Genomic DNA, 20,605 nt, shown 5'->3' with positions numbered 1-20,605 from the left:
GATTCCTTCAACGCCATCTGTGTTGGCGCCCAGTATGCCGTGATCGGCGTGCCGGACGCGATCACTTGGCGCGATTGCGCCGCCGCAGATTGCCCAGCACCGACTCCAGCGCGCGGTCGAACAGCAAGGTGTCGTCCAGCCGCCACGCCGCGCCGCGACGCAGCTCCAGGGCGAGCCCGGTGCGGTCGCGCTCCAGCACTTTCATGCCGGTGCGGTCGACGAACACGTATTTGCCGGTGGTCTCGTTGATGGCCGCCAGCTTGCAGCGCAAGGTGTGCTCTTCGTCTTCGCGAAACACCACCCAACTGCCCAGCCGCAACTGCTCGACCTGCCGCAGGCCGGCATCGTCCTGCGGCAGGCGCAAAGGCATGCCCTCGTCCGCCGCGCGCAGGGCCACCGGCAACGCCACCTCGACTAAGACCAGCGCCTCGGTGGGGCCGGACTCATCGGCACGCTCGAACAGGCGCACGTGCAGCGCTTCCAGCTCGCTGAAAAACTCGCTGGTGGCGAACGGGTCGAACGCCGAACTGCTCAGGCCGTCGCGCAACGACTTGAGCAGCCCCGGCACCATCGCCAGCAGGCGCATGCCGGACTCCGGCCCATCGTGACGCTGCACGCTCCAGACCAATTGCTCCATGGTCTGCACGTCCGCCCGCCATTCGGCGCTCTGGTCGCCGTGCTTCAGGCAGGTCAGCAGCAGCACCTTGCTCCAGGCATCCTGGACGAACGCCACCACTTTGGGCGGCAGCACCTTGCCCGGCAACGCCTGGTTGAGCGCCTGCTCCACCCGGCGGCGAGCCAGTTCGGTCCTCGCCCGCCCCTCCTCGGCATCGCGCAGGCGCTGCTCGAGCAATTCGCTGCGGCGGCGCTCGTCGCCGGTGAAGGCCAGGAAATCCGCCAGCAGCTCGGAGAAGATCGCCGGATCGTCATTGAAATCGGTCAGCAAGCGCTGCACCACCTGCTCGATGCGCAGGTACAGGCTGTCCCGCGCATGGCCGTCGCACTCGCCCCAGCCCATGGCGGCGTCCGCGATTTCGTTGAGCAGGCGCCGCGCCGGATGACTGCTGCGGCTGAAGAAACTCTTGTCGAGCACCGCGACCTTGAGCATCGGGATCTGCAGCCGAGCGATCAGCGCCTTGAGCGAATCCGGCAGGTTGCGGTCGTCGAGGATGCACTCGAACAGCATGGCGATCAGGTTGATCACGTCCTCGTCGGCGCCGCCGACGATGCGCGACTTGCCACTGCGCACACTCACCTGGGTCAGCAATTGCTCGAGCTGGTTGCGCAGGTCGAAATCGTCCAACGCCGCCAGCGTCGGCACGTACTGCTGCAAGTGCGAAAGCAGGCGCAGCAGGTCGCGGGTGGAGATCGGCTGAACCGCCGAACTGGGCTCCAGGATCGGCGCCACGCTGCCGCGCAGGTGCGACAGCAGTGCCTGCAACGCCGAGAAGACTTCCTGCACGCCGTCCTCCAGCGGAGGCGGTTCGCTGTGCGTCGGCTCACTGCTGGCACGGGTGACGGCCTGGTCGATGGCACGGCGCGCGGGCGCCGGTTTCAGCTCGGGCAGCACGCCGGTGGCGGCCAGCAACTGATTGGCTTCGGCATACAGCTGATCGGTGTCGGCCAGCACGTAACGCTCGAACAGCTTGAGCAGAATCAGCTTGACCTTGATCCCCACCCCCAGGTTGCGCCCGGCCAGCAGGAAATATTCGCACAACATCGAAGGACCCAGCGGGTTGTGCCGATCCTCCAGGGTCTTGCCGAGCAGGGCATTGAGCCGCGCCGTCAATTGATCGAGGGCGAAACCGTCGCGGCTCAGCACACGGCCGACCATGGTCTCGATGGCGACGCTGCGCTCCCGGTCGTCGGTGCGTTCAGAGGTTTCGTCCGGCAGCAGCGAGGACGGCAAGGCGTTTTGCGCGGGATCGTACTGGGTGAGGCCGACGAACGCCTCGAAGAGATGTTCGAGAAAGCCGCGCTCGATGTTCTTGCGCTTCAGGCGCAGGTCGCGCATGGCCTCGAAAAAGAGGTTCTGCTCGACGTCGCTGCGGGCTCGGTCGGCCATTTCGAACAGGGTGTCGTCGGCATTGTCGAACAGCGCCTGCAGGCCGTGGCGCAGTTGCTGGGTGGCCTTGTCGCGCACCTGAAGCAGAATCACAGGCAGGCGGGCGAGCGGCGAAGGGTTCGCCGGATCGGTAGCGGCCTTGCGCAAAGGCACTACATTCCCGTCGTTGTGCATCCAAGCCTCCTGAAACGGTGATTCTTCAAGTGCGCGGGCCTGCCGATCCCTGTCGGGGAACGGCCGGAAAGCGGGCTCAAAGACAAACGTCAAAGCCATGACGTCAAATGCAAGGCGGATTATCTTGCAAAAAATGTCCCCGGCGCCAGAGCCCTCAGGGATTCCCCTAGGCCCCGGCGCTGTTCCAGTGACCGCTCCCGGCGCGCATTTGCTCAAGGAAATCGACCGGCTGCGCTCAAGTCCCTGCGCACCCGCCTTGGGTTGGGCCCTGCCATGCCCCTATAATCGGGCCACTTTGTCTGTGGAGCCCGTTATGCCGAACCTACGTCTCGCCGATTTGACCGCCGAAATCGAAGCCAACGTCCGCCGTGCGTTGCGCGAAGACATCGGCAGCGGCGACATCACCGCACAACTGATCCCGGCCGAACGCCTGGCCAAGGCGACCATCATCACCCGCGACGCCGCCGTCATCTGCGGCACCGCCTGGGTCGACGCCGTGTTCCGTCAGCTCGACCCGCGGGTGGCGGTGCACTGGCAGGTGCGCGACGGCGACCGGGTGAGCCCCAACCAGCCGCTGTTCCACCTGGAAGGCCCGGCCCGTTCGCTGCTGACCGGCGAACGCAGCGCGCTGAACTTCCTGCAGATGCTCTCCGGTGTCGCGACCCGCGCCCGACAACTGGCGGATTTCGTCGCCGAGACCGGCGTGAAGCTGCTCGACACCCGCAAGACCCTGCCGGGCCTGCGCCTGGCGCAGAAGTACGCGGTGACCTGCGGCGGCTGCCACAACCACCGCATCGGCCTGTACGACGCGTTCCTGATCAAGGAAAACCACATCGCCGCCAGCGGCGGCATCCCCCAGGCCATCGCCGCCGCGCACCGGATCGCGCCGGGCAAGCCGGTGGAGGTCGAAGTGGAAAGCCTGGATGAACTGAAGGAGGCGCTGGACGCCGGCGCCGACATCATCATGCTCGACGAGCTGAGCCTGGACGACATGCGCGAAGCCGTACGCCTGAACGGCGGCAAGGCGAAGCTGGAGGCCAGCGGCGGCATCAACGAAAGCACGCTGCTGCCGATCGCCCGCACCGGCGTGGACTACATTTCCATCGGCGCCATGACCAAGGACGTGAAGGCGGTGGACCTGTCGATGCGCCTGAGCCTCTGAAGCCGCCGCGCAACGAAAAACGCCAGCTCCGTCGGGGCTGGCGTTTTTGTTTCAATCGTCGATTTCGTTGAGTTCAAGATAGGCCTGCAGCTTCATGCCCAAGGCTTCGGCCACTTCCTGATGCACTTCCAGGCGCATGGCCTTGAGCTCCTGCGGCGTCTCGGCCACCAGCTCCAGCACCAGTTCCCAAGGCTCCAGCCCGCGGGACTCGGCTTCGTCCTCGAACGCCCACTGCGCCTGCTGCTTTTGCTCGGTGGCGTCCAGGGCGCTGATCTCTTCCTGAAGGGAAGGCGTCGCCGCCAGGTATTTCTCCAGCGCTACATCGATTCGTTGTTCTTTTGGGATCATGGCGTTCTCGCTGATCAGGGGAATGGGTGATGGATCTGGATCTTCTGGGATCTCTCTGCCGCGGATTGTCCGGCCTCGGAACCATTCGGGATCATCTGAACACTGCAGGGCGATGCTTGTGCTGGCGCCGAATATAGGACGTTTGGATGACGAATGACACGGGTCTTTACATCTCTCGCACAAAAAGCTGACCGGGGGAACATAAATCCGGATTCCGAGTCATAGCGATGTGCCATATCGGCACGCCTCTCCGCTGTCCACAAGGAAACCCAGTGATGCGCAGCCTTTCGAAGTTGTCGTCTGTTGTGTCCACTACCGCAATGACCGCCCTGCTCGGGGCGCTGGCCCTGCCGGGCAATGCAATGGCCATCGAGCTGAGCGACCGGCTCCCCGGCTACGGCGACTCGGTTCCCGCCATCCACAACGACAACGGCAAGACCGTGATCGTCAGAACCGACATCAGCCTCGATGAACTGAAGAAGATGCGCGACACCCTCGGCGACCAGACGCGCCAGCTCGAAGAGCTCAAACGCAGCAGCGGCTCCAGCGCCAGCGCCGGCAGCCGGGAGACTGACCAGCTCAAGGAACAGGTCAAGAAACAGGACGGTGAACTGGACACCCTGCGCCGGCAGATGGAAGAACTCAAACGCAGCAGCGGTTCCAGCTCAAGCGCCGGCAGCCGCGACACCGACGAACTGAGGAACAAGGTCAAGGAGCAGGACCGGGAACTGGACAACCTGCGCCGGCAGGTCGAGGAACTCAAACGCAGCAGCGGTTCCAGCTCCAGCTCAAGCGAGCTGTCGAGCCTCAAGCGGGACGTCAGCGATCAGGACCGTGCGATGGATCAGCTCAAGCGCACCGTGGAGGAGCTGAGCCGCAAGGTGAAATGAGGGGAATGGTGCCCGAGACAGGAATCGAACCTGCGACCTTCGCGTTACGAGTGCGCTGCTCTACCGGCTGAGCTACACGGGCGGTGGGCTAAACCTAGCATCGGTCTCGGCGCCCGGCAACCCATCTCGCGCCGCAATCATTTTTGACAGGAAAAAAAATGCCCCGCCGTTTTCACGGCGGGGCATTTTCATTGCGCGAAAGCCTGGGGTCGATTAAACGCCCGAAGCCTTGGCAGCCGCCACGTCTTTGATGGACAGCTTGATGCGGCCGCGGTTGTCCACGTCCAGCACCAGCACTTCCACTTCCTGGCCTTCTTTCAGGATGTCGGTGACTTTCTCTACGCGAGCGTCGCTCAGCATCGAGATGTGCACCAGACCGTCCTTGCCCGGCAGGATGTTGACGAACGCGCCGAAGTCGACGATGCGCTCAACCTTGCCCACGTAGATTTTGCCGATCTCGGCTTCGGCGGTGATGCCCAGAACGCGCTGACGGGCAGCTTCTGCGGCTTCCTTGGTTTCGCCGAAGATCTTGATCGAGCCGTCGTCTTCGATGTCGATCGACGCCTTGGTCTCTTCGCAGATTGCACGGATGGTCGCGCCACCTTTGCCGATCACGTCGCGGATCTTGTCGGTGTCGATCTTCATCGCGATCATGGTCGGTGCGTTGGCCGACAGTTCGGTACGCGACTGGCCGATCACTTGGTTCATCTGGCCGAGGATGTTCAGGCGAGCTTCCAGGGCCTGGCCCAGGGCGATCTCCATGATCTCTTCGGTGATGCCCTTGATCTTGATGTCCATCTGCAGCGCGGTGACGCCCTTGGCGGTACCGGCCACTTTGAAGTCCATGTCGCCCAGGTGGTCTTCGTCACCCAGGATGTCGGTCAGGACGGCGAACTTCTCGCCTTCCTTCACCAGGCCCATGGCGATACCGGCCACCGGTGCCTTCATCGGCACACCGGCGTCCATCAGGGCCAGGGAAGCGCCGCACACGGAAGCCATCGAGCTGGAGCCGTTGGATTCGGTGATTTCCGACACCACGCGAACGGTGTACGGGAATTCGTCGGCGGCAGGCAGCATGGCCTGGACCGAACGGCGGGCCAGACGGCCGTGACCGATTTCGCGACGACCGGCACCGCCCATGCGACCGCACTCGCCCACCGAGAACGGAGGGAAGTTGTAGTGCAGCATGAACGAGTCTTTCTTCTCGCCTTCCAGGGTGTCCAGCAGTTGCGCGTCACGGGCGGTGCCCAGGGTCGCGACCACCAGGGCCTGGGTTTCGCCACGGGTGAACAGCGCCGAACCGTGGGTCTTCGGCAGCACGCCGACTTCGATGTTCAGCGGACGCACGGTGCGGGTGTCGCGGCCGTCGATGCGTGGCTTGCCGTTGACGATGTTCTCGCGAACGGTGCGGTATTCGATTTCGCCGAAAGCGGCTTTGACGTCGCCGGCCGAAGGCTGGCCTTCTTCACCGGACAGCTTGGCGACCGCCTGGTCGCGCAGCTCGCCCAGACGGGCGTAGCGGTCGGCCTTGACGGTGATGGTGTAGCCTTGGGAGATCGCTTCGCCGAACTCGGCACGGATCGCGCCCAGCAGTTCGGTGGCCTCGGCGGCAGGCGCCCAGTCCCAGGTCGGCTTGGCGGCTTCGGCGGCCAGTTCCTTGACGGCCTTGATGACCGACTGGAATTCGTCGTGGGCGAACAGCACGGCGCCCAGCATCTGGTCTTCGGTCAGTTCCTTGGCTTCCGACTCGACCATCAGCACGGCTTCTTCGGTACCGGCCACGACCATGTCCAGGCTCGATGCGGCCAGTTGCTCGTAGGTCGGGTTCAGCAGGTAGCCGGTGCTTTCGTGGAAAGCGACGCGGGCGGCGCCGATCGGGCCGTCGAACGGAATGCCGGAGATGGCCAGGGCAGCCGAGGTGCCGATCATCGCAGCGATGTCCGGATCGGTCTTCTTGCTGGTGGAGACGACGGTGCAGACGACCTGCACTTCGTTCATGAAGCCTTCAGGGAACAGCGGACGGATCGGACGGTCGATCAGTCGGGAAGTCAGGGTTTCCTTCTCGGAAGGACGGCCTTCGCGCTTGAAGAAACCGCCAGGGATCTTGCCTGCGGCGTAGGTCTTTTCCTGGTAGTGAACGGACAGGGGGAAGAAACCCTTGCCCGGATCGGCTTGCTTGGCGCCGACCACGGTCACCAATACGCTGACGTCGTCGTCAACGGTGACCAGCACTGCGCCGGTGGCCTGACGGGCGATGCGGCCTGTCTCGAGGGTGACGGTCGACTGACCGAACTGGAACTTCTTGATTACCGGGTTCACGGTGTCCTACCTTCTTTGTGGCTCTTGGGGGAACTGGTTTCTTGCGAAATTCTTGGGCAATGTCGGGAATCGGCCCGATGCGGATTGTCCGGGGTGCTGCCGGGATGAAACAGGTGCCTCAGATAAAACTTGAGGCTGGAAGCCTGCCGCCTGCCGGCGGAAAACCGCAGACAGCCGACAGGCAACCAACCTCATAGCGCAATCGCTGATTAGCGACGCAGGCCCAGGCGGCCGATCAGAGCGCTGTAGCGGCTCAGATCTTTGCCTTTCAGGTAGTCCAGCAGCTTGCGACGCTGGTTAACCATGCGGATCAGACCACGACGGGAGTGGTGGTCTTTGCCGTTGGCCTTGAAGTGACCTTGCAGCTTGTTGATGTTGGCGGTCAGCAGTGCAACTTGCACTTCTGGCGAGCCGGTATCACCAACGGCTTGCTGGTAGTCGGTAACGATTTGAGCTTTTTCTGCTGCGCTGAGAGCCATGAGGCAATCCTTTTATCAGGAAACCGTCCAGGGACGGTTTCAACAGGCCAGGGACAAATCCCTGTATCAATAAAAGAGCAGTGACCGTGCCTGTTGACAGCCACCCTCGCCGGCCCGCTGTTACGCGGACCGGTTCCGGTCATTCCGACCGAATCAAGCGACGCGGCGCGATGCGCCCGTCTTCGCTCACTTCACCGATGCCGATGAAGCGACCGTTGTGATCCTGTACCCGCACCATGCCGAACTTCGGCGCATCCGGAGCGCGCACCGGCTGGCCGTTGAGCCAGTAGAACGCGCTGTGCTCCGAGAACTTCAGCAGCGGCCAATCCTGCAGGCCGCTGTCCGCCGGCATCAGGAAGCGGTCGAGCGCTTCGTTGCCGCCTTCGGCATGGGCCGCTTCGAGCTCTTCAAGGGTCACGGTCTGCGCCAGGGTGAAAGGCCCGGCCTGGGTACGCCGCAATTCAGCGACGTACGCACCGCAACCGAGCTGCTCACCGATATCCTCCACCAGGGTACGGATATAGGTGCCCTTGCTGCAATCCACCGCCAGTCGCGCAGTATCGCCTTCGAAGGCCAGCAATTCCAAGCGCGCAATAGTAACAGAACGCGGTTCGCGCTCCACTACTTCACCTGCACGGGCCAACTTGTAGAGCGGCTGGCCATCACGCTTGAGCGCCGAGTACATCGGCGGTATCTGATTGATTTGCCCACGGAATTTCGGCAGGACGGCTTCTATGTCGGCGCGACCAACGGTCACCGGACGCTCCTGCAGAACCTCGCCCTCGGCATCGGCCGTGGTAGTGGTCTTGCCCAGTTGCGCCAGCGTCTCATAGCCCTTGTCGGAATCGAGCAGGTACTGCGAGAACTTGGTCGCCTCGCCGAAGCACAGCGGCAGCACGCCGGTGGCCAGCGGGTCGAGGCTGCCGGTGTGCCCGGCCTTCTCGGCGTTGAGCAGCCAGCGAACCTTTTGCAGCGCCGCGTTGGAGGTGAACCCCAGCGGCTTGTCGAGCAGGATGATGCCGCTGACGTTACGACGGATACGTTTGACCTGGGCCACCGGATTACTCCTTGGTGTCTTCGGGTTCGGCCGCCGTCTCGTGCAGGCTGTCTTCAGCCACCGCACGGTCGATCAGGGCCGACAGGTGCGCGCCGCGGGCGACGCTTTCGTCGTAGTGGAAATGCAGTTGCGGCACGCTGCGCAGCTTCATTTCGCGGGCCAGCTGCATGCGCAGGAAACCGGCGGCGGCGTTCAGCACCTTGATGCTCTGCGCGATGTCGGCAGCGTTGTCCTGCCCCATCACAGTGATGAAGATCTTGGCGTGACCGACGTCACGGCTGACATCCACCGCAGTGATGGTGACCAGGCCGACGCGCGGGTCTTTGACTTCACGACGGATCAGCTGGGCCAGCTCACGCTGCATCTGATCGCCGATACGTTGGGTACGGCTGTATTCTTTTGCCATGGTTTGTTACCTGTAACTGCCCCACGGCGAAACCCGTGAGGTCTGAAAGCGGCAAACGCCCGGCCTGGCGGAGGCCAGACCGGGCGTTGCGTTTAGAGTCCGCCGGACGGGCTGCGCAGATCGCTGCGGCGGCCCGTTGCGGCTCCCGAAGTGCGCGAGTCAGAGGCTGCGAGCAACCTGAACCTTCTCGAAGACTTCGATCTTGTCGCCGACCTTGACGTCGTTGTAGCTCTTCACGCCGATGCCGCATTCCATGCCGGCACGGACTTCGGAAGCGTCATCCTTGAAGCGGCGCAGGGATTCCAGCTCGCCTTCGAAGATCACGATGTCTTCACGCAGTACGCGGATCGGACGGTTACGGTGCACGACACCCTCGACCACCATGCAACCGGCGATCGCGCCGAACTTCGGCGAACGGAACACGTCACGCACTTCGGCGATACCCAGGATGTTCTCGCGGACATCGCTGCCGAGCATGCCGGTCAGGGCCTTCTTGACGTCTTCGATGATGTCGTAGATCACGTTGTAGTAACGCATGTCCAGACCTTCCTGCTCGACGATCTTCCGTGCGCCCGCATCGGCACGCACGTTGAAGCCGAACAGCACGGCGTTGGAAGCCAGTGCCAGGTTGGCGTCGGATTCGGTGATGCCACCGACGCCGCCACCGACCACACGCACTTGCACTTCGTCGTTGCCCAGGCCGTTGAGGGCGCCTTGCAGGGCCTCCAGCGAGCCGCGGACGTCGGACTTGAGGACGATGTTGAGCGTCTTCTTCTCTTCCTGGCCCATGCTTTCGAAGATGTTTTCCAGCTTGCCGGCGTGGGCGCGGGCCAGCTTGACTTCGCGGAACTTGCCTTGACGGAACAGGGCCACTTCACGGGCCTTCTTCTCGTCGGCCACCACGCTCATCTCGTCACCGGCGTCAGGCGTGCCGTCCAGGCCGAGGATCTCGACCGGAATGGCCGGGCCCGCTTCCTTGATCGGCTTGCCGTTCTCGTCGAGCATGGCGCGCACGCGGCCATAGTTCGAACCGACCAGCACCATGTCGCCTTGACGCAGGGTACCGTCCTGAACCAGCACGGTGGCCACCGGGCCGCGGCCCTTGTCCAGACGCGACTCGACCACGACACCACGGCCAGGGGCCGACGGAGTGGCGGTGAGCTCAAGCACTTCGGCCTGCAGCAGCACGGCTTCGAGCAGTTCGTCGACGCCGGTACCCATCTTCGCCGAAACCGGAACGAACGGCGTGTCGCCACCCCAGTCTTCCGGCGTCACGCCGTGGGTCGCCAGCTCGCTGCGGATGCGATCGAGGTCGGCACCCGGCTTGTCGATCTTGTTCACCGCCACCACCAGCGGCACGCCAGCAGCCTGGGCGTGCTGAACGGCTTCGATGGTTTGCGGCATCACGCCGTCGTCGGCCGCGACCACCAGGATCACGATGTCGGTCGCCTTGGCGCCGCGGGCACGCATCGCGGTGAACGCCGCGTGACCCGGGGTGTCGAGGAAGGTGACCATGCCGCGTTCGGTTTCGACGTGGTACGCACCGATGTGCTGGGTGATGCCGCCGGCTTCGCCCGCAGCGACCTTGGCGCGACGGATGTAGTCGAGCAGCGAGGTCTTGCCGTGGTCAACGTGACCCATGACGGTCACGACCGGAGCACGAGGCACCGCCTCGCCTTCGAACTTCAGGGACTCGGCCAGGGAATCTTCCAGGGCGGTGTCGCTGATCAGGGTCACTTTGTGGCCCAGTTCTTCGGCGACCAGCTGGGCAGTTTCCTGGTCCAGAACCTGGTTGATGGTGGCCGGGGTGCCCAGCTTGAACATGAACTTGATGATTTCAGCAGCCTTGACCGACATCTGCTGGGCCAGATCGCCCACAGTGATGGTCTCGCCGATCTTCACGTCACGCACCACCGGCCCGGTAGGGCTCTGGAAACCGTGGGCGTTGCGTTTCTTCAGCTTGGACTTGCTGCTGCGACCGCCGCGGCGGAAGCCATCGCTTTCTTCGTCGGTAGTGCGGGGCGCCACGCGAGGGGCCGGCGCCTTTTCCTTGACCGATGCGCGGTGCGGAGCGTTCTTGCGCTCGCCGTCACCGCCGCCGCGACGGCTGTTCTCGTCGGCGCGTGGCTTGTCCGGACGACGCTGGTCGTCACGCTTGCGCACTTCGACGACCGGAGCGGCCGGCGCTGCGGATACCGCTTCGCGCACAGGCTCGGCAACCGGAGCCGGGGCTGCAACAGGCTCGGCCGCAGCGGCCGGGGCAGCAGGAGGCTGACGGCGCGCTTCTTCTTCGGCGCGCAGGCGGGCTTCCTCTTCTGCCTTTTGACGGGCGGCGTTTTCCACGGCGCGGCGCTCGTCCAGCTCACGCTGACGCTCGGCCTCGATCTCTTCCGGGCTGCGCTGCACGAAAACTTTCTTCTTGCGCACTTCTACGCTGATGCTCTTGCTGCCGGCCACCCGCAGGGTGCTGGTGGTTTTACGCTGCAGCGTGATCTTGCGTGGCTCTTCCACTTTCGCCTTGTGGCTGCTCTTCAAGTGAGTCAGCAGGGACTGCTTTTCACTGTCAGTCACATGTTCTTCGGCGGCGGTGTGCGGCAGACCTGCCTCACGCATCTGCTGCAACAGGCGCTCTACCGGTGTTTTGACCTCATCGGCCAGTTGTTTCACCGTGACTTGCGTCATGCACTTCTCTCCTCAGGCCGCGCCTAATTACTCGAACCAGTGGGCTCGGGCGGCCATGATCAACTTGCCGGCACGCTCTTCGTCGATACCGTCGATGTCGAGCAGGTCATCAATCGACTGCTCGGCCAGGTCTTCGCGGTTAACTACGCCGCGCACCGCCAGTTCCGCCGCCAGATCCTTGTCCATGCCCTCAAGCGAGAGCAGGTCTTCGGCCGGATGGGCGTCTGCCAGCTTTTCCTCAGTAGCGATGGCCTTGGTCAACAACCGGTCCTTGGCGCGAGCGCGAAGCTCGTTGACGATTTCCTCGTCGAAGCCGTCGATGTTGAGCATCTCTTCCAGCGGTACGTAGGCAATCTCTTCCAGGCTGGTGAAGCCTTCGTCGACCAGCACCTGGGCCAGCTCTTCGTCGACTTCCAGCTCGTCGATGAAGTTGCGCAGGATGTCGCCGGTCTCCGCCTGTTGCTTGGCCTGGATGTCCGATTCGGTCATCACGTTCAGGGTCCAACCGGTCAGCTGACTGGCCAGACGCACGTTCTGGCCGCCGCGGCCGATGGCCTGAGCGAGGTTGTCGGCACCCACCGCGATGTCCATGGCGTGGGCGTCTTCGTCAACGATGATCGCCGCCACTTCGGCAGGCGACATGGCATTGATCACGAACTGCGCCGGGTTGTCGTCCCACAGGACGATGTCCACACGCTCGCCACCCAATTCGCCCGACACGGCCTGGACGCGCGAACCGCGCATGCCGATGCACGCGCCCTGCGGGTCGATGCGCTTGTCCTTGGAGCGGACGGCGATCTTGGCGCGCGAACCCGGATCCCGGGAGGCGGCCATCACTTCGATCAGGCCTTCGGCGATTTCCGGCACTTCGATGCGGAACAGCTCGATCAGCATTTCCGGCGCGGTGCGCGACAGGATCAGCTGAGGGCCGCGGTTCTCGGTGCGGATTTCCTTGAGCAGCGCACGCAGGCGCACGCCGACACGGAAGGTCTCGCGGGAGATGATGTCTTCACGGGCCAGCAACGCTTCGGCGTTGTTGCCCAGGTCGACGATCACGTTGTCGCGGGTCACTTTCTTCACGGTGCCGGAGATGATCTCTCCCAGGCGCTCGCGGTACGCGTCCACGACTTGGGCGCGCTCGGCTTCACGAACCTTCTGTACGATGACCTGCTTGGCGGTCTGCGCCGCGATGCGGCCGAACTCGATGGACTCGATCTTCTCTTCGACGACGTCGCCGACCTTGGCGCCCGGGTGCGTTTCGGCAACCTTGCTCGGCCAGGTCTCGATGGCCGGATCGTCCAGATCGGCTTCCTCGACCACCGTCCAGCGACGGAAAGTCTCGTAGGAACCGGTGTGGCGGTTGATTTCCACACGCAGGTCCACTTCGTCTTCAAAACGTTTTTTGGTTGCAGTGGCCAGAGCCAGCTCCAGCGCTTCAAAAATCACGCCTGCCGGTACACCCTTTTCATTGGATACCGACTCAACAACCAGCAGTACTTCTTTGCTCATCGTACGCCTCGCCTTTCGCAAGCCATTGGATCCGCGGGATCCGCAGTATCTGGCAGGTCTCAGTCAAAACTGGGAATAATGTTGGCCTTGTCGATCATATCGATCGGCAACAGGAACTCATGGTCATCCACCTGCACCACGACATCCTGTTCTTCCACTCCGCGCAGAAGGCCCTGAAAGTTGCGCCGGCCTTCAAAAGGCGAACGCAATTTGATCTTCACTTGTTCGCCGGCATGCGAAGCAAACTGTTCCAGAGTGAACAGCGGGCGATCCATGCCAGGAGAGGACACCTCAAGGGTGTATTCGGAACTGATCGGGTCTTCCACATCGAGGACCGCGCTGGCCTGACGACTCACTGCCGTGCAGTCGTCGATCAGGATGCCGCCCTCTTTATCGATGTAGATCCGCAAAACCGAATGTTTGCCTTGAGAGATGAATTCGATCCCCCAGCATTGATAGCCAAGAGCCTCGACCACCGGGGCCAACAAGGCCTGCAACTGTTCTAGCTTGCTCGACACCTGAACCCCCTCGTGCATGCTGTGCAAATAAAAAATGGGCAAGAAGCCCACCATGAGATTGCCGCGCGACAGCGGCATTGAAAGTGTCCAGCTAACAAAAAGCCCCTGAAGAAGGGGCTCCTTAAACTGGTTGCGGGGGCCGGATTTGAACCGACGACCTTCGGGTTATGAGCCCGACGAGCTACCAGACTGCTCCACCCCGCGACAAAGCTGGGGCGAAAGTATACGACCGAACCCTAACGAGGGTCAATGCAACCTTCCACCTGCAAGAAAGCCCGCAACAGCGGGCTCTCCTGACTAATTGGTACCGAGAAGGGGACTCGAACCCCTACACCCTATGGGCACAACCACCTCAAGGTTGCGTGTCTACCAATTCCACCACCTCGGCAAAACTACGTTTGAAACCCTTCTTACTTCTGCTCTTGAGCTGGAGGTACGTCAGTCGCCGAGTTGGCCGACTTTTGCTCTTGAAGCACCGGGACATCATCAGAAGCCGGCTGTTGCTTTGGAACTTCCAACACCGCTGGATCTGGCAGACCTGCTTGAGTCAGCTGATGAGCCTTCTCTTTAGCAAAGTATCCTAACCCTAAGCTGGTTATGAAGAAACCGGCGGCGAGTATAGCAGTAAACTTACTAAGAAAGGTAGAGGAACCTTGGCTTCCGAACACAGTATTTGAAGCACCTGCTCCGAAAGACGCACCAGCGTCCGCTCCCTTACCCTGCTGCAGCAAAACCAGAGCAACTACGCCCAATGCACCCAGCAGATGAAAAACGACTACGACTGTTTCCAGCATTTTTTCAGTTTCCCGCGGCGCGGCAAATCGCACCGAACTCATCTGCATTCAGGGAAGCTCCACCAATGAGCCCCCCATCGATATCCGGCATGCCGAACAGTTCAGCCGCATTGGCCGCCTTCACGCTGCCGCCGTACAGAAGCCGCACACCTCGTGCCACTTCAGGATTCTCTGCCGCCAATTGCTCGCGGATGGCCTTGTGCACATCCTGAGCCTGCTGCGGCGTCGCAGTCAGCCCGGTGCCAATGGCCCAGACCGGCTCGTAAGCGATGACCGCCTTTGCAAAGGCACCCACCCCCAACTCTTCGATGATGCTGCCCAGCTGACGCCCGACAACCTCAAGGGTCTGTCCAGCTTCGCGCTGCTCAAGGGTTTCCCCTATGCAGAGCACCGGAACCAGACCGCAGGCCTGTGCCGCCGCGAACTTGCGGTTCAGCATCCCGTCACGCTCACCCATGATCTGGCGACGCTCGGAGTGCCCGACAAGCACCAGGGAACAACCTGCGTCCACCAACTGACTCGGAGCGATCTCACCCGTCAAGGCACCTTGCATGGATTCCACCGCAGAATTCTGCGCACCGACCGAAATCGATTTTCCTTTCAGGCCATCAATCACTTGATTGATGAACAGGCAAGGCGGGAATACCGCGACATCAATGCCGCTTGGCAATGCCAGATGACGGAGGCCGTTGATCAGCTCAGCGACGCTGGCGCGGGTACCGTGCATTTTCCAGTTACCAGCTACCATAGGGCGACGCATGCTTTACCTCGTCGGTCAAAGTGGGCGCAGATGTTACCCAACACAATCATGGCTGGCAAGCCGAATCATGCAGAAACTTCAGTCACCAGTTTTGCCAGCTCTTCGGCGTAGCCGCGAACCTGGGCCTCGTCCTCGCCTTCGACCATGACACGCACCAAAGGCTCTGTCCCGGACTTGCGCAGCAGAACGCGGCCACGACCGGCCATCGCCTGGGTGACACGGGCACTGGCTTCTTTGACAGCAGGATGCTCAAGCGGACTTTCGCCGCCGCCGAAACGCACGTTGATCAGCACCTGCGGACACTTGCGCAGCGCCTGGCGGGTCTGGGCCAGCCCTTCGTTGCGGGTCTTCAGCGCCATCAGCACCTGCAGCGCCGCGATGATCGCATCCCCGGTTGTGGTGTGGTTGAAGCACACGACATGCCCTGAGTTCTCACCGCCCACCAACCAGTTGCGTTCCAGCAGTTCGGCGATGACATAACGGTCGCCGACATTGGCGCGCACGAACGGGATGCCCAGATCGGCCAGCGCCAGTTCCAGCCCGAGATTGCTCATCAAGGTGCCGACCACACCGCCCTGAAGCTTGCCGCGCTCGTGCAGGTCCCGCGCGATGATGAACAGCAGCTCGTCGCCGTCGACCACGGCGCCGGTGTGATCCACCATCTGCACCCGGTCGCCGTCACCGTCGAAGGCGATGCCCAGGTCGGCGTGCTCCGCCAGCACCGCGGCCTGCAACGGCCCCATGTGGGTCGAGCCGCAGTTGTCGTTGATGTTCAGGCCATTCGGCTGGGCCGACAGCACCACGACCTCGGCGCCCAGCTCACGGAACACGCTCGGCGCCACCTTGTAGGTCGCACCGTGGGCGCAGTCGATCACGATCTTGAGGCCCGAGAAGCTGGTGCCGGACGGCACGCTGCTCTTGCAGAATTCGATGTAGCGGCCCGAGGCATCGTTGATCCGCGAGACCTTGCCGATCTTGCTCGACTCGACCACGGTCATCGGCGTGTCGAGAAGCTCTTCGATCATCAGCTCCAGCTCGTCCGGGAGCTTGGTGCCCTTGCCGGAGAAGAACTTGATGCCGTTGTCGTCGTGCGGGTTGTGCGAAGCGCTGATCACGATCCCGGCCTCGGCCTGGAACGTGCGCGACAGGTAGGCGATGGCCGGCGTCGGCATAGGGCCGAGCAGCATCACATCGGCCCCGGCGGAGGTCAGGCCGGCCTCAAGCGCCGATTCGAACATGTACCCCGAAATCCGGGTGTCCTTGCCGACCAGCACCTTGCAGGCGCCCATCTTGCGGAATGCCATGCCGGCCGCCCAGCCGAGCTTGAGCATGAAGTCTGGAGTGATCGGATACTCACCGACCCGGCCGCGAATACCGTCGGTGCCAAAATATTTCTTGCTCATAAGTGCTCCATATTCCTATTCGGCCGAATCCACGGCTTCGATCATCCGCACGACATCCACCGTTTGCGCCACGTCATGCACGCGCAGTATGCGCGCACCCTTGACCGACGCCAGCGCCGCCAGTGCCAGACCACCGCTCAAACGTTCATCCACGGGGCGATTCAAGGTCTGCCCGATCATGCTCTTGCGGGACACGCCCACAAGCAGCGGCCGCCCAAGCGCATGCAGGGACTCCATGTGCTTGAACAAGCTTAGATTGTGCTGCAGGGTTTTGGCGAAACCGAAACCGGGGTCGAGAATGATCCTCTCGGCAGGAATGCCCGCCGCGGCGCACGCCGACATCCGCTCGACCAGAAACTCGCCCACTTCACGGGTGACGTCCTGGTACCGCGGATTGTCCTGCATGTCGCCAGGCTCGCCCAGCATGTGCATGAGGCACACCGGCAAACCCGTGGCCGCCGCCGCATCCAATGCACCGTCCCGGCGCAACGAGCGCACGTCGTTGATCAACCCCGCCCCCAGCCGAGCCGTCTCGCGCATCACCGACGGGGTCGACGTGTCGACCGAAATGATCACATCCAGCTCCCGGGCGATCCGCTCCACGGCCGGGGCCACGCGCTCGAGCTCCTCCAGCGGAGAAACCGCCCGCGCACCGGGCCGGGTGGATTCGCCACCGACATCGATCAACGTCGCGCCGGCCTGCACCATCGCTTCGGCATGGCGCAACGCAGCATCGAGCTGACCGTACCGGCCGCCATCGGAGAAAGAATCGGGAGTGACATTGAGAATGCCCATGACATGCGTCCGGGCCAAATCAAGAACCCGGTTGCCGCAAGGCAACCGGGTCAGGGACTGAGCAGAAGTCATTTCAAACCTTAAACGTCAGCTGCCGGGCCGCCGATCGGAGTTTCCGGACGCTCATCCCGCACCACGGGCGGAGGCGTACCGGTGCCGCCCGACCAGTCGCGAGGCTCGCGCGGTTCGCGTCCGGCCATGATGTCGTCGATCTGCTCGGCATCGATCGTTTCGTATTTCATCAGCGCATCGGCCATGGCGTCGAGCTTGTCACGGTTGTCCGTGAGGATCTGCTTGGCGGTGCCGTAGCACTGGTCGATGATGCTGCGCACCTCGGAGTCGATCAGTTTGGCCGTCTCGCCGGAGAAGCTCGCGTTCTGACCGCCACCACCGCGTCCGAGGAAAACTTCGCCCTCTTCTTCGGCATACATCAGCGGACCGAGTTTTTCCGACAGGCCCCACTTGGTCACCATGTTCCGGGCAATCTGACTTGCACGCATGATGTCGTTGGAAGCACCGGTGGTGACGCCGTCGAAGCCCAAGGTCATCTCCTCGGCGATACGGCCACCGTACAGCGAGCAGATCTGGCTGATCAGCGCGCGCTTGGACAGGCTGTAGCGATCCTCTTCCGGCAGGAACATGGTCACGCCCAGCGCACGGCCACGCGGGATGATCGACACCTTGTAGACCGGGTCATGCTCTGGCACGACGCGACCGACGATGGCGTGACCGGCCTCGTGGTAAGCGGTGTTCTGTTTCTCTTTCTCGGACATGACCATGGTCTTGCGCTCGGCGCCCATCATGATCTTGTCTTTTGCCAGTTCGAATTCCTTCATCTCGACGATGCGCTTGCCGGCGCGGGCCGCGAACAGGGAGGCCTCGTTGACCAAGTTGGCCAGGTCGGCGCCGGAGAAGCCCGGAGTACCGCGGGCGATGACGGCCGGAGCGACATCGTCGCCCACCGGCACCTTGCGCATGTGCACCTTGAGGATCTGCTCGCGGCCGCGGATGTCCGGCAGGCCGACCACCACCTGACGGTCGAAACGCCCCGGACGCAGCAGCGCCGGGTCGAGCACGTCAGGACGGTTGGTCGCGGCGATGACGATGATGCCGTCATTCATCTCGAAGCCATCCATCTCGACCAACAGTTGGTTGAGGGTCTGTTCGCGCTCGTCATGACCGCCGCCCATGCCGGCGCCACGATGGCGACCCACGGCGTCGATCTCGTCGATGAAGATGATGCACGGCGCGTGCTTCTTGGCCTGTTCGAACATGTCGCGAACACGGCTGGCACCGACACCGACGAACATCTCGACGAAGTCGGAACCGGAAATGGTGAAGAACGGCACCTTGGCTTCGCCGGCGATCGCCTTGGCCAGCAGGGTCTTACCGGTACCCGGAGGGCCGACCATCAGAACGCCGCGAGGGATGCGACCGCCCAGACGCTGGAACTTGCCCGGGTCGCGGAGGAACTCGACGAGCTCGCCGACTTCTTCCTTGGCTTCGTCGCAGCCGGCGACGTCAGCCAGGGTGGTCTTCACCTGATCCTCGGAAAGCAGGCGCGCCTTGCTCTTGCCGAAGCTCATCGGGCCGCCCTTACCGCCGGCACCGCCTTGCATCTGGCGCATGAAGAACATGAACACCGCGATGATCACCAGGATCGGGAAGCTGGCCACCAGCAACTGGGTCCAGATGCTCTGCTGCTCAGGCTGCTTGCCTTCGATCACCACATGGTTGTCGACCAGGTCGCCGATCAGCCCGTTGTCCTGGATGGCCGGACGAATGGTCTTGAAGCTGTCGCCGTCATTGCGCTTGCCGGTGATCACATAGCCGTCGACGGCCACGCGCTCGACCTTGCCGTCCTTGACCTGTTGGATGAAGTCGGAATAGTTGAGGGTCTGCGGCTCGTTCGGACTGGAGAAGTTGTTCATCACAGTCACGAGGACCGCCGCGATGATCAACCACAAAATCAGGTTCTTTGCCATATCGTTCAATTCGTTACCCTCTGAAGCAGGCCAGGCGCAGCCGTGCCTCGCATGATAATCACCGGCTTAACTTACTACATTACCCGCACGACTGCAGGCGCCGTCTGTAACCCTTTGTGAAACCTAGACTACACGATGTTGTTCCAGGCCAGGTTCCGTGTCCCATTGCAAAAAACTATGGGACGCCTCTGAAAGCCCCGGCCTGACGCCTTTCACTCGCCGCGATAGCCCCAAGCCAGCAGGTATTGCTCGCGGGAACTGTCGCGGGAAGAGTCCGGTTTGATCATCTGGACCTTGTCGAATTTCTGACGAGTGTCCTTCAGATAGGCATCGAACCCCTCGCCCTGGAAAATCTTGATTAGGAAATTGCCGCCAGGCTTGAGGATCCGGGCCGCCAGATCAAGGGCCAGCTCACAGAGGAACATGGCCTTGGGCATGTCCACGGCAGGCGTACCACTCATATTGGGGGCCATATCGGAAATCACAAGATCCACCTGCGAATTGCCTACGGCTTCAAGAATGCGGGCGAGCACTTCGTCCTGGGTGAAGTCGCCGTGGACGAAGGTCACGTCCGGGATGCTGTCCATCTCCAGGATGTCCGAGGCGATCAGCCGGCCCTGGCCGCCGATCAGCCGGCTAGTGACCTGCGACCAGCCGCCGGGCGCGGCGCCCAGGTCGACCACGCTCATGCCCGGACGGATCAGCTTGTACTTCTCCTGGACCTCCAGAAGCTTGTAGCTCGCGCGCGAGCGGTAACCATCCTTCTGCGCTTGTTTCACATAAGGATCGTTGACATGTCGTTTCAGCCAACCAAGGCTTGTCTTGGAACGCGCCATTGGGCACCTCGATGATAAGGGTCGTGATTTATCGGGCGGATCCACGAGCCCTCGGGTAAAATGGCCGCCATTTTTACAGAATCCAGACGAAAGGGTCAGATTATGCCGCTCAGCAACGAGCAGAAGAAACAATTCAAATCCATTGGTCACGACCTGAAGCCGGTTCTGATGGTGGCCGGCAACGGCCTGACCGAAGGTGTTCTCGCCGAGCTGGAGCGTGCGTTGACCGATCATGAACTGATCAAGGTGCAGGTCAAGCTCGAAGACCGCGACGACCGTCGCGCCGTCATGGACGAGCTGGCCAAGGCCGGCCGCGCCGAGCAGGTGCAGATCATCGGCAAGATGGTGCTGCTGTACCGCAAGAACCCGCAGCCGAACAAGCAGCTGTCGAACATCCACCGCTACAAATGACGGTGGCCCCGG

Annotated in this window: 18 protein-coding genes and 3 tRNA genes; 3 read left to right on the top strand and 18 right to left on the bottom strand. The window is 62.5% G+C overall.

The genetic code is table 11. The features are described 5' to 3' along the window. Window positions 1-61: 61 nt before the first annotated feature. Window positions 62-2,239, bottom strand: a complete 2,178-nt coding sequence (locus CAG41_RS11695) for a DUF1631 domain-containing protein (RefSeq protein WP_085578469.1) — start codon at window positions 2,237-2,239, stop codon at window positions 62-64. A gap of 313 nt (window positions 2,240-2,552) precedes the next feature. Between CAG41_RS11695 and nadC the strand changes: the two genes are divergently transcribed. Beyond that, window positions 2,553-3,401, top strand: a complete 849-nt coding sequence (nadC, locus tag CAG41_RS11690; RefSeq protein ID WP_085578467.1) for a carboxylating nicotinate-nucleotide diphosphorylase — start codon at window positions 2,553-2,555, stop codon at window positions 3,399-3,401. Window positions 3,402-3,452: 51 nt separating this feature from the next. On the opposite strand, the gene CAG41_RS11685 is transcribed toward nadC, so the two are convergent. After that, on the bottom strand, window positions 3,453-3,749 hold the full coding sequence (locus CAG41_RS11685) for a DUF6388 family protein (protein WP_085638374.1): 297 nt from the start codon (window positions 3,747-3,749) through the stop codon (window positions 3,453-3,455). A gap of 275 nt (window positions 3,750-4,024) precedes the next feature. Here CAG41_RS11685 and CAG41_RS11680 point away from each other — a divergent pair, with 275 nt between their 5' ends. Beyond that, entirely contained in the window at window positions 4,025-4,639 is a 615-nt protein-coding gene (locus CAG41_RS11680) for a hypothetical protein (RefSeq protein WP_085638371.1), read from the top strand. 6 nt (window positions 4,640-4,645) lie between these two features. Here CAG41_RS11680 and CAG41_RS11675 read toward each other — a convergent pair. The 16 genes from CAG41_RS11675 to rlmE form a co-directional block, all read right to left on the bottom strand. After that, window positions 4,646-4,721: transfer RNA gene (locus CAG41_RS11675), tRNA-Thr, on the bottom strand. 131 nt (window positions 4,722-4,852) lie between these two features. Further along, the gene (gene pnp / locus CAG41_RS11670) at window positions 4,853-6,958 is read right to left on the bottom strand and encodes a polyribonucleotide nucleotidyltransferase (protein WP_085578461.1); all 2,106 of its coding nucleotides are present in this window, start codon (window positions 6,956-6,958) and stop codon (window positions 4,853-4,855) included. A 209-nt stretch (window positions 6,959-7,167) separates the two neighbouring features. Beyond that, a complete protein-coding gene (gene rpsO, locus CAG41_RS11665) occupies window positions 7,168-7,437 on the bottom strand; it encodes a 30S ribosomal protein S15 (protein ID WP_085578459.1) in 270 nt (89 codons plus the stop codon). A 139-nt stretch (window positions 7,438-7,576) separates the two neighbouring features. Further along, window positions 7,577-8,494, bottom strand: coding sequence for a tRNA pseudouridine(55) synthase TruB (gene truB, locus CAG41_RS11660; protein ID WP_085578456.1), 918 nt, complete (start codon window positions 8,492-8,494; stop codon window positions 7,577-7,579). Between the two features lie 4 nt (window positions 8,495-8,498). Further along, window positions 8,499-8,900 carry a 30S ribosome-binding factor RbfA gene (rbfA, locus tag CAG41_RS11655; protein ID WP_085578454.1) on the bottom strand — a complete coding sequence of 134 codons (402 nt, stop codon included), beginning with the start codon at window positions 8,898-8,900 and terminating at the stop codon, window positions 8,499-8,501. Window positions 8,901-9,059: 159 nt separating this feature from the next. Further along, entirely contained in the window at window positions 9,060-11,582 is a 2,523-nt protein-coding gene (gene infB / locus CAG41_RS11650; RefSeq protein ID WP_085578452.1) for a translation initiation factor IF-2, read from the bottom strand. 27 nt (window positions 11,583-11,609) lie between these two features. Next, entirely contained in the window at window positions 11,610-13,091 is a 1,482-nt protein-coding gene (gene nusA / locus CAG41_RS11645; RefSeq protein WP_085578449.1) for a transcription termination factor NusA, read from the bottom strand. Window positions 13,092-13,150: 59 nt separating this feature from the next. Beyond that, window positions 13,151-13,609 carry a ribosome maturation factor RimP gene (gene rimP, locus CAG41_RS11640; protein WP_085638536.1) on the bottom strand — a complete coding sequence of 153 codons (459 nt, stop codon included), beginning with the start codon at window positions 13,607-13,609 and terminating at the stop codon, window positions 13,151-13,153. Between the two features lie 127 nt (window positions 13,610-13,736). Continuing rightward, window positions 13,737-13,813 (bottom strand) — tRNA-Met (locus tag CAG41_RS11635). Between the two features lie 98 nt (window positions 13,814-13,911). After that, a tRNA-Leu gene (locus CAG41_RS11630) sits at window positions 13,912-13,997 on the bottom strand. A gap of 22 nt (window positions 13,998-14,019) precedes the next feature. Further along, window positions 14,020-14,403: a preprotein translocase subunit SecG gene (gene secG / locus CAG41_RS11625; protein ID WP_085631752.1), complete on the bottom strand. Its 384-nt coding sequence runs from the start codon at window positions 14,401-14,403 to the stop codon at window positions 14,020-14,022. A 4-nt stretch (window positions 14,404-14,407) separates the two neighbouring features. Beyond that, window positions 14,408-15,163 carry a triose-phosphate isomerase gene (tpiA, locus tag CAG41_RS11620; protein ID WP_085578445.1) on the bottom strand — a complete coding sequence of 252 codons (756 nt, stop codon included), beginning with the start codon at window positions 15,161-15,163 and terminating at the stop codon, window positions 14,408-14,410. A gap of 65 nt (window positions 15,164-15,228) precedes the next feature. Then, entirely contained in the window at window positions 15,229-16,566 is a 1,338-nt protein-coding gene (glmM, locus tag CAG41_RS11615) for a phosphoglucosamine mutase (RefSeq protein WP_085578443.1), read from the bottom strand. Between the two features lie 15 nt (window positions 16,567-16,581). Continuing rightward, window positions 16,582-17,433, bottom strand: a complete 852-nt coding sequence (gene folP / locus CAG41_RS11610) for a dihydropteroate synthase (protein WP_085578441.1) — start codon at window positions 17,431-17,433, stop codon at window positions 16,582-16,584. An 8-nt stretch (window positions 17,434-17,441) separates the two neighbouring features. Beyond that, window positions 17,442-19,346 carry an ATP-dependent zinc metalloprotease FtsH gene (ftsH, locus tag CAG41_RS11605; RefSeq protein ID WP_085578439.1) on the bottom strand — a complete coding sequence of 635 codons (1,905 nt, stop codon included), beginning with the start codon at window positions 19,344-19,346 and terminating at the stop codon, window positions 17,442-17,444. Window positions 19,347-19,558: 212 nt separating this feature from the next. Continuing rightward, complete coding sequence (gene rlmE / locus CAG41_RS11600) at window positions 19,559-20,182, bottom strand: 23S rRNA (uridine(2552)-2'-O)-methyltransferase RlmE (protein ID WP_085578437.1); 624 nt, start codon at window positions 20,180-20,182, stop codon at window positions 19,559-19,561. 102 nt (window positions 20,183-20,284) lie between these two features. Here rlmE and yhbY point away from each other — a divergent pair, with 102 nt between their 5' ends. Then, window positions 20,285-20,593 (top strand): ribosome assembly RNA-binding protein YhbY, encoded by a 309-nt coding sequence (gene yhbY, locus CAG41_RS11595; RefSeq protein ID WP_085578435.1) that lies wholly within the window; start codon window positions 20,285-20,287, stop codon window positions 20,591-20,593. Window positions 20,594-20,605 lie beyond the last annotated feature (12 nt).

Origin of the sequence: Pseudomonas sp. B35(2017) (genome assembly GCF_002113645.1) — a bacterium.
Lineage (GTDB): Bacteria > Pseudomonadota > Gammaproteobacteria > Pseudomonadales > Pseudomonadaceae > Aquipseudomonas > Aquipseudomonas ekonensis.
This window is presented reverse-complemented; position numbering and strand designations above follow the sequence as displayed.

Bases quoted from the DNA above. Each gene is read 5' to 3' on its own strand.
- CAG41_RS11695 (WP_085578469.1), bottom strand. From the start codon at position 2,239: ATGCACAACGACGGGAATGTAGTGCCTTTGCGCAAGGCCGCTACCGAT.
- nadC (WP_085578467.1), top strand. From the start codon at position 2,553: ATGCCGAACCTACGTCTCGCCGATTTGACCGCCGAAATCGAAGCCAAC.
- CAG41_RS11685 (WP_085638374.1), bottom strand. From the start codon at position 3,749: ATGATCCCAAAAGAACAACGAATCGATGTAGCGCTGGAGAAATACCTG.
- CAG41_RS11680 (WP_085638371.1), top strand. From the start codon at position 4,025: ATGCGCAGCCTTTCGAAGTTGTCGTCTGTTGTGTCCACTACCGCAATG.
- rpsO (WP_085578459.1), bottom strand. From the start codon at position 7,437: ATGGCTCTCAGCGCAGCAGAAAAAGCTCAAATCGTTACCGACTACCAG.
- rbfA (WP_085578454.1), bottom strand. From the start codon at position 8,900: ATGGCAAAAGAATACAGCCGTACCCAACGTATCGGCGATCAGATGCAG.
- infB (WP_085578452.1), bottom strand. From the start codon at position 11,582: ATGACGCAAGTCACGGTGAAACAACTGGCCGATGAGGTCAAAACACCG.
- nusA (WP_085578449.1), bottom strand. From the start codon at position 13,091: ATGAGCAAAGAAGTACTGCTGGTTGTTGAGTCGGTATCCAATGAAAAG.
- secG (WP_085631752.1), bottom strand. From the start codon at position 14,403: ATGCTGGAAACAGTCGTAGTCGTTTTTCATCTGCTGGGTGCATTGGGC.
- tpiA (WP_085578445.1), bottom strand. From the start codon at position 15,163: ATGCGTCGCCCTATGGTAGCTGGTAACTGGAAAATGCACGGTACCCGC.
- glmM (WP_085578443.1), bottom strand. From the start codon at position 16,566: ATGAGCAAGAAATATTTTGGCACCGACGGTATTCGCGGCCGGGTCGGT.
- folP (WP_085578441.1), bottom strand. From the start codon at position 17,433: ATGACTTCTGCTCAGTCCCTGACCCGGTTGCCTTGCGGCAACCGGGTT.
- ftsH (WP_085578439.1), bottom strand. From the start codon at position 19,346: ATGGCAAAGAACCTGATTTTGTGGTTGATCATCGCGGCGGTCCTCGTG.
- rlmE (WP_085578437.1), bottom strand. From the start codon at position 20,182: ATGGCGCGTTCCAAGACAAGCCTTGGTTGGCTGAAACGACATGTCAAC.
- yhbY (WP_085578435.1), top strand. From the start codon at position 20,285: ATGCCGCTCAGCAACGAGCAGAAGAAACAATTCAAATCCATTGGTCAC.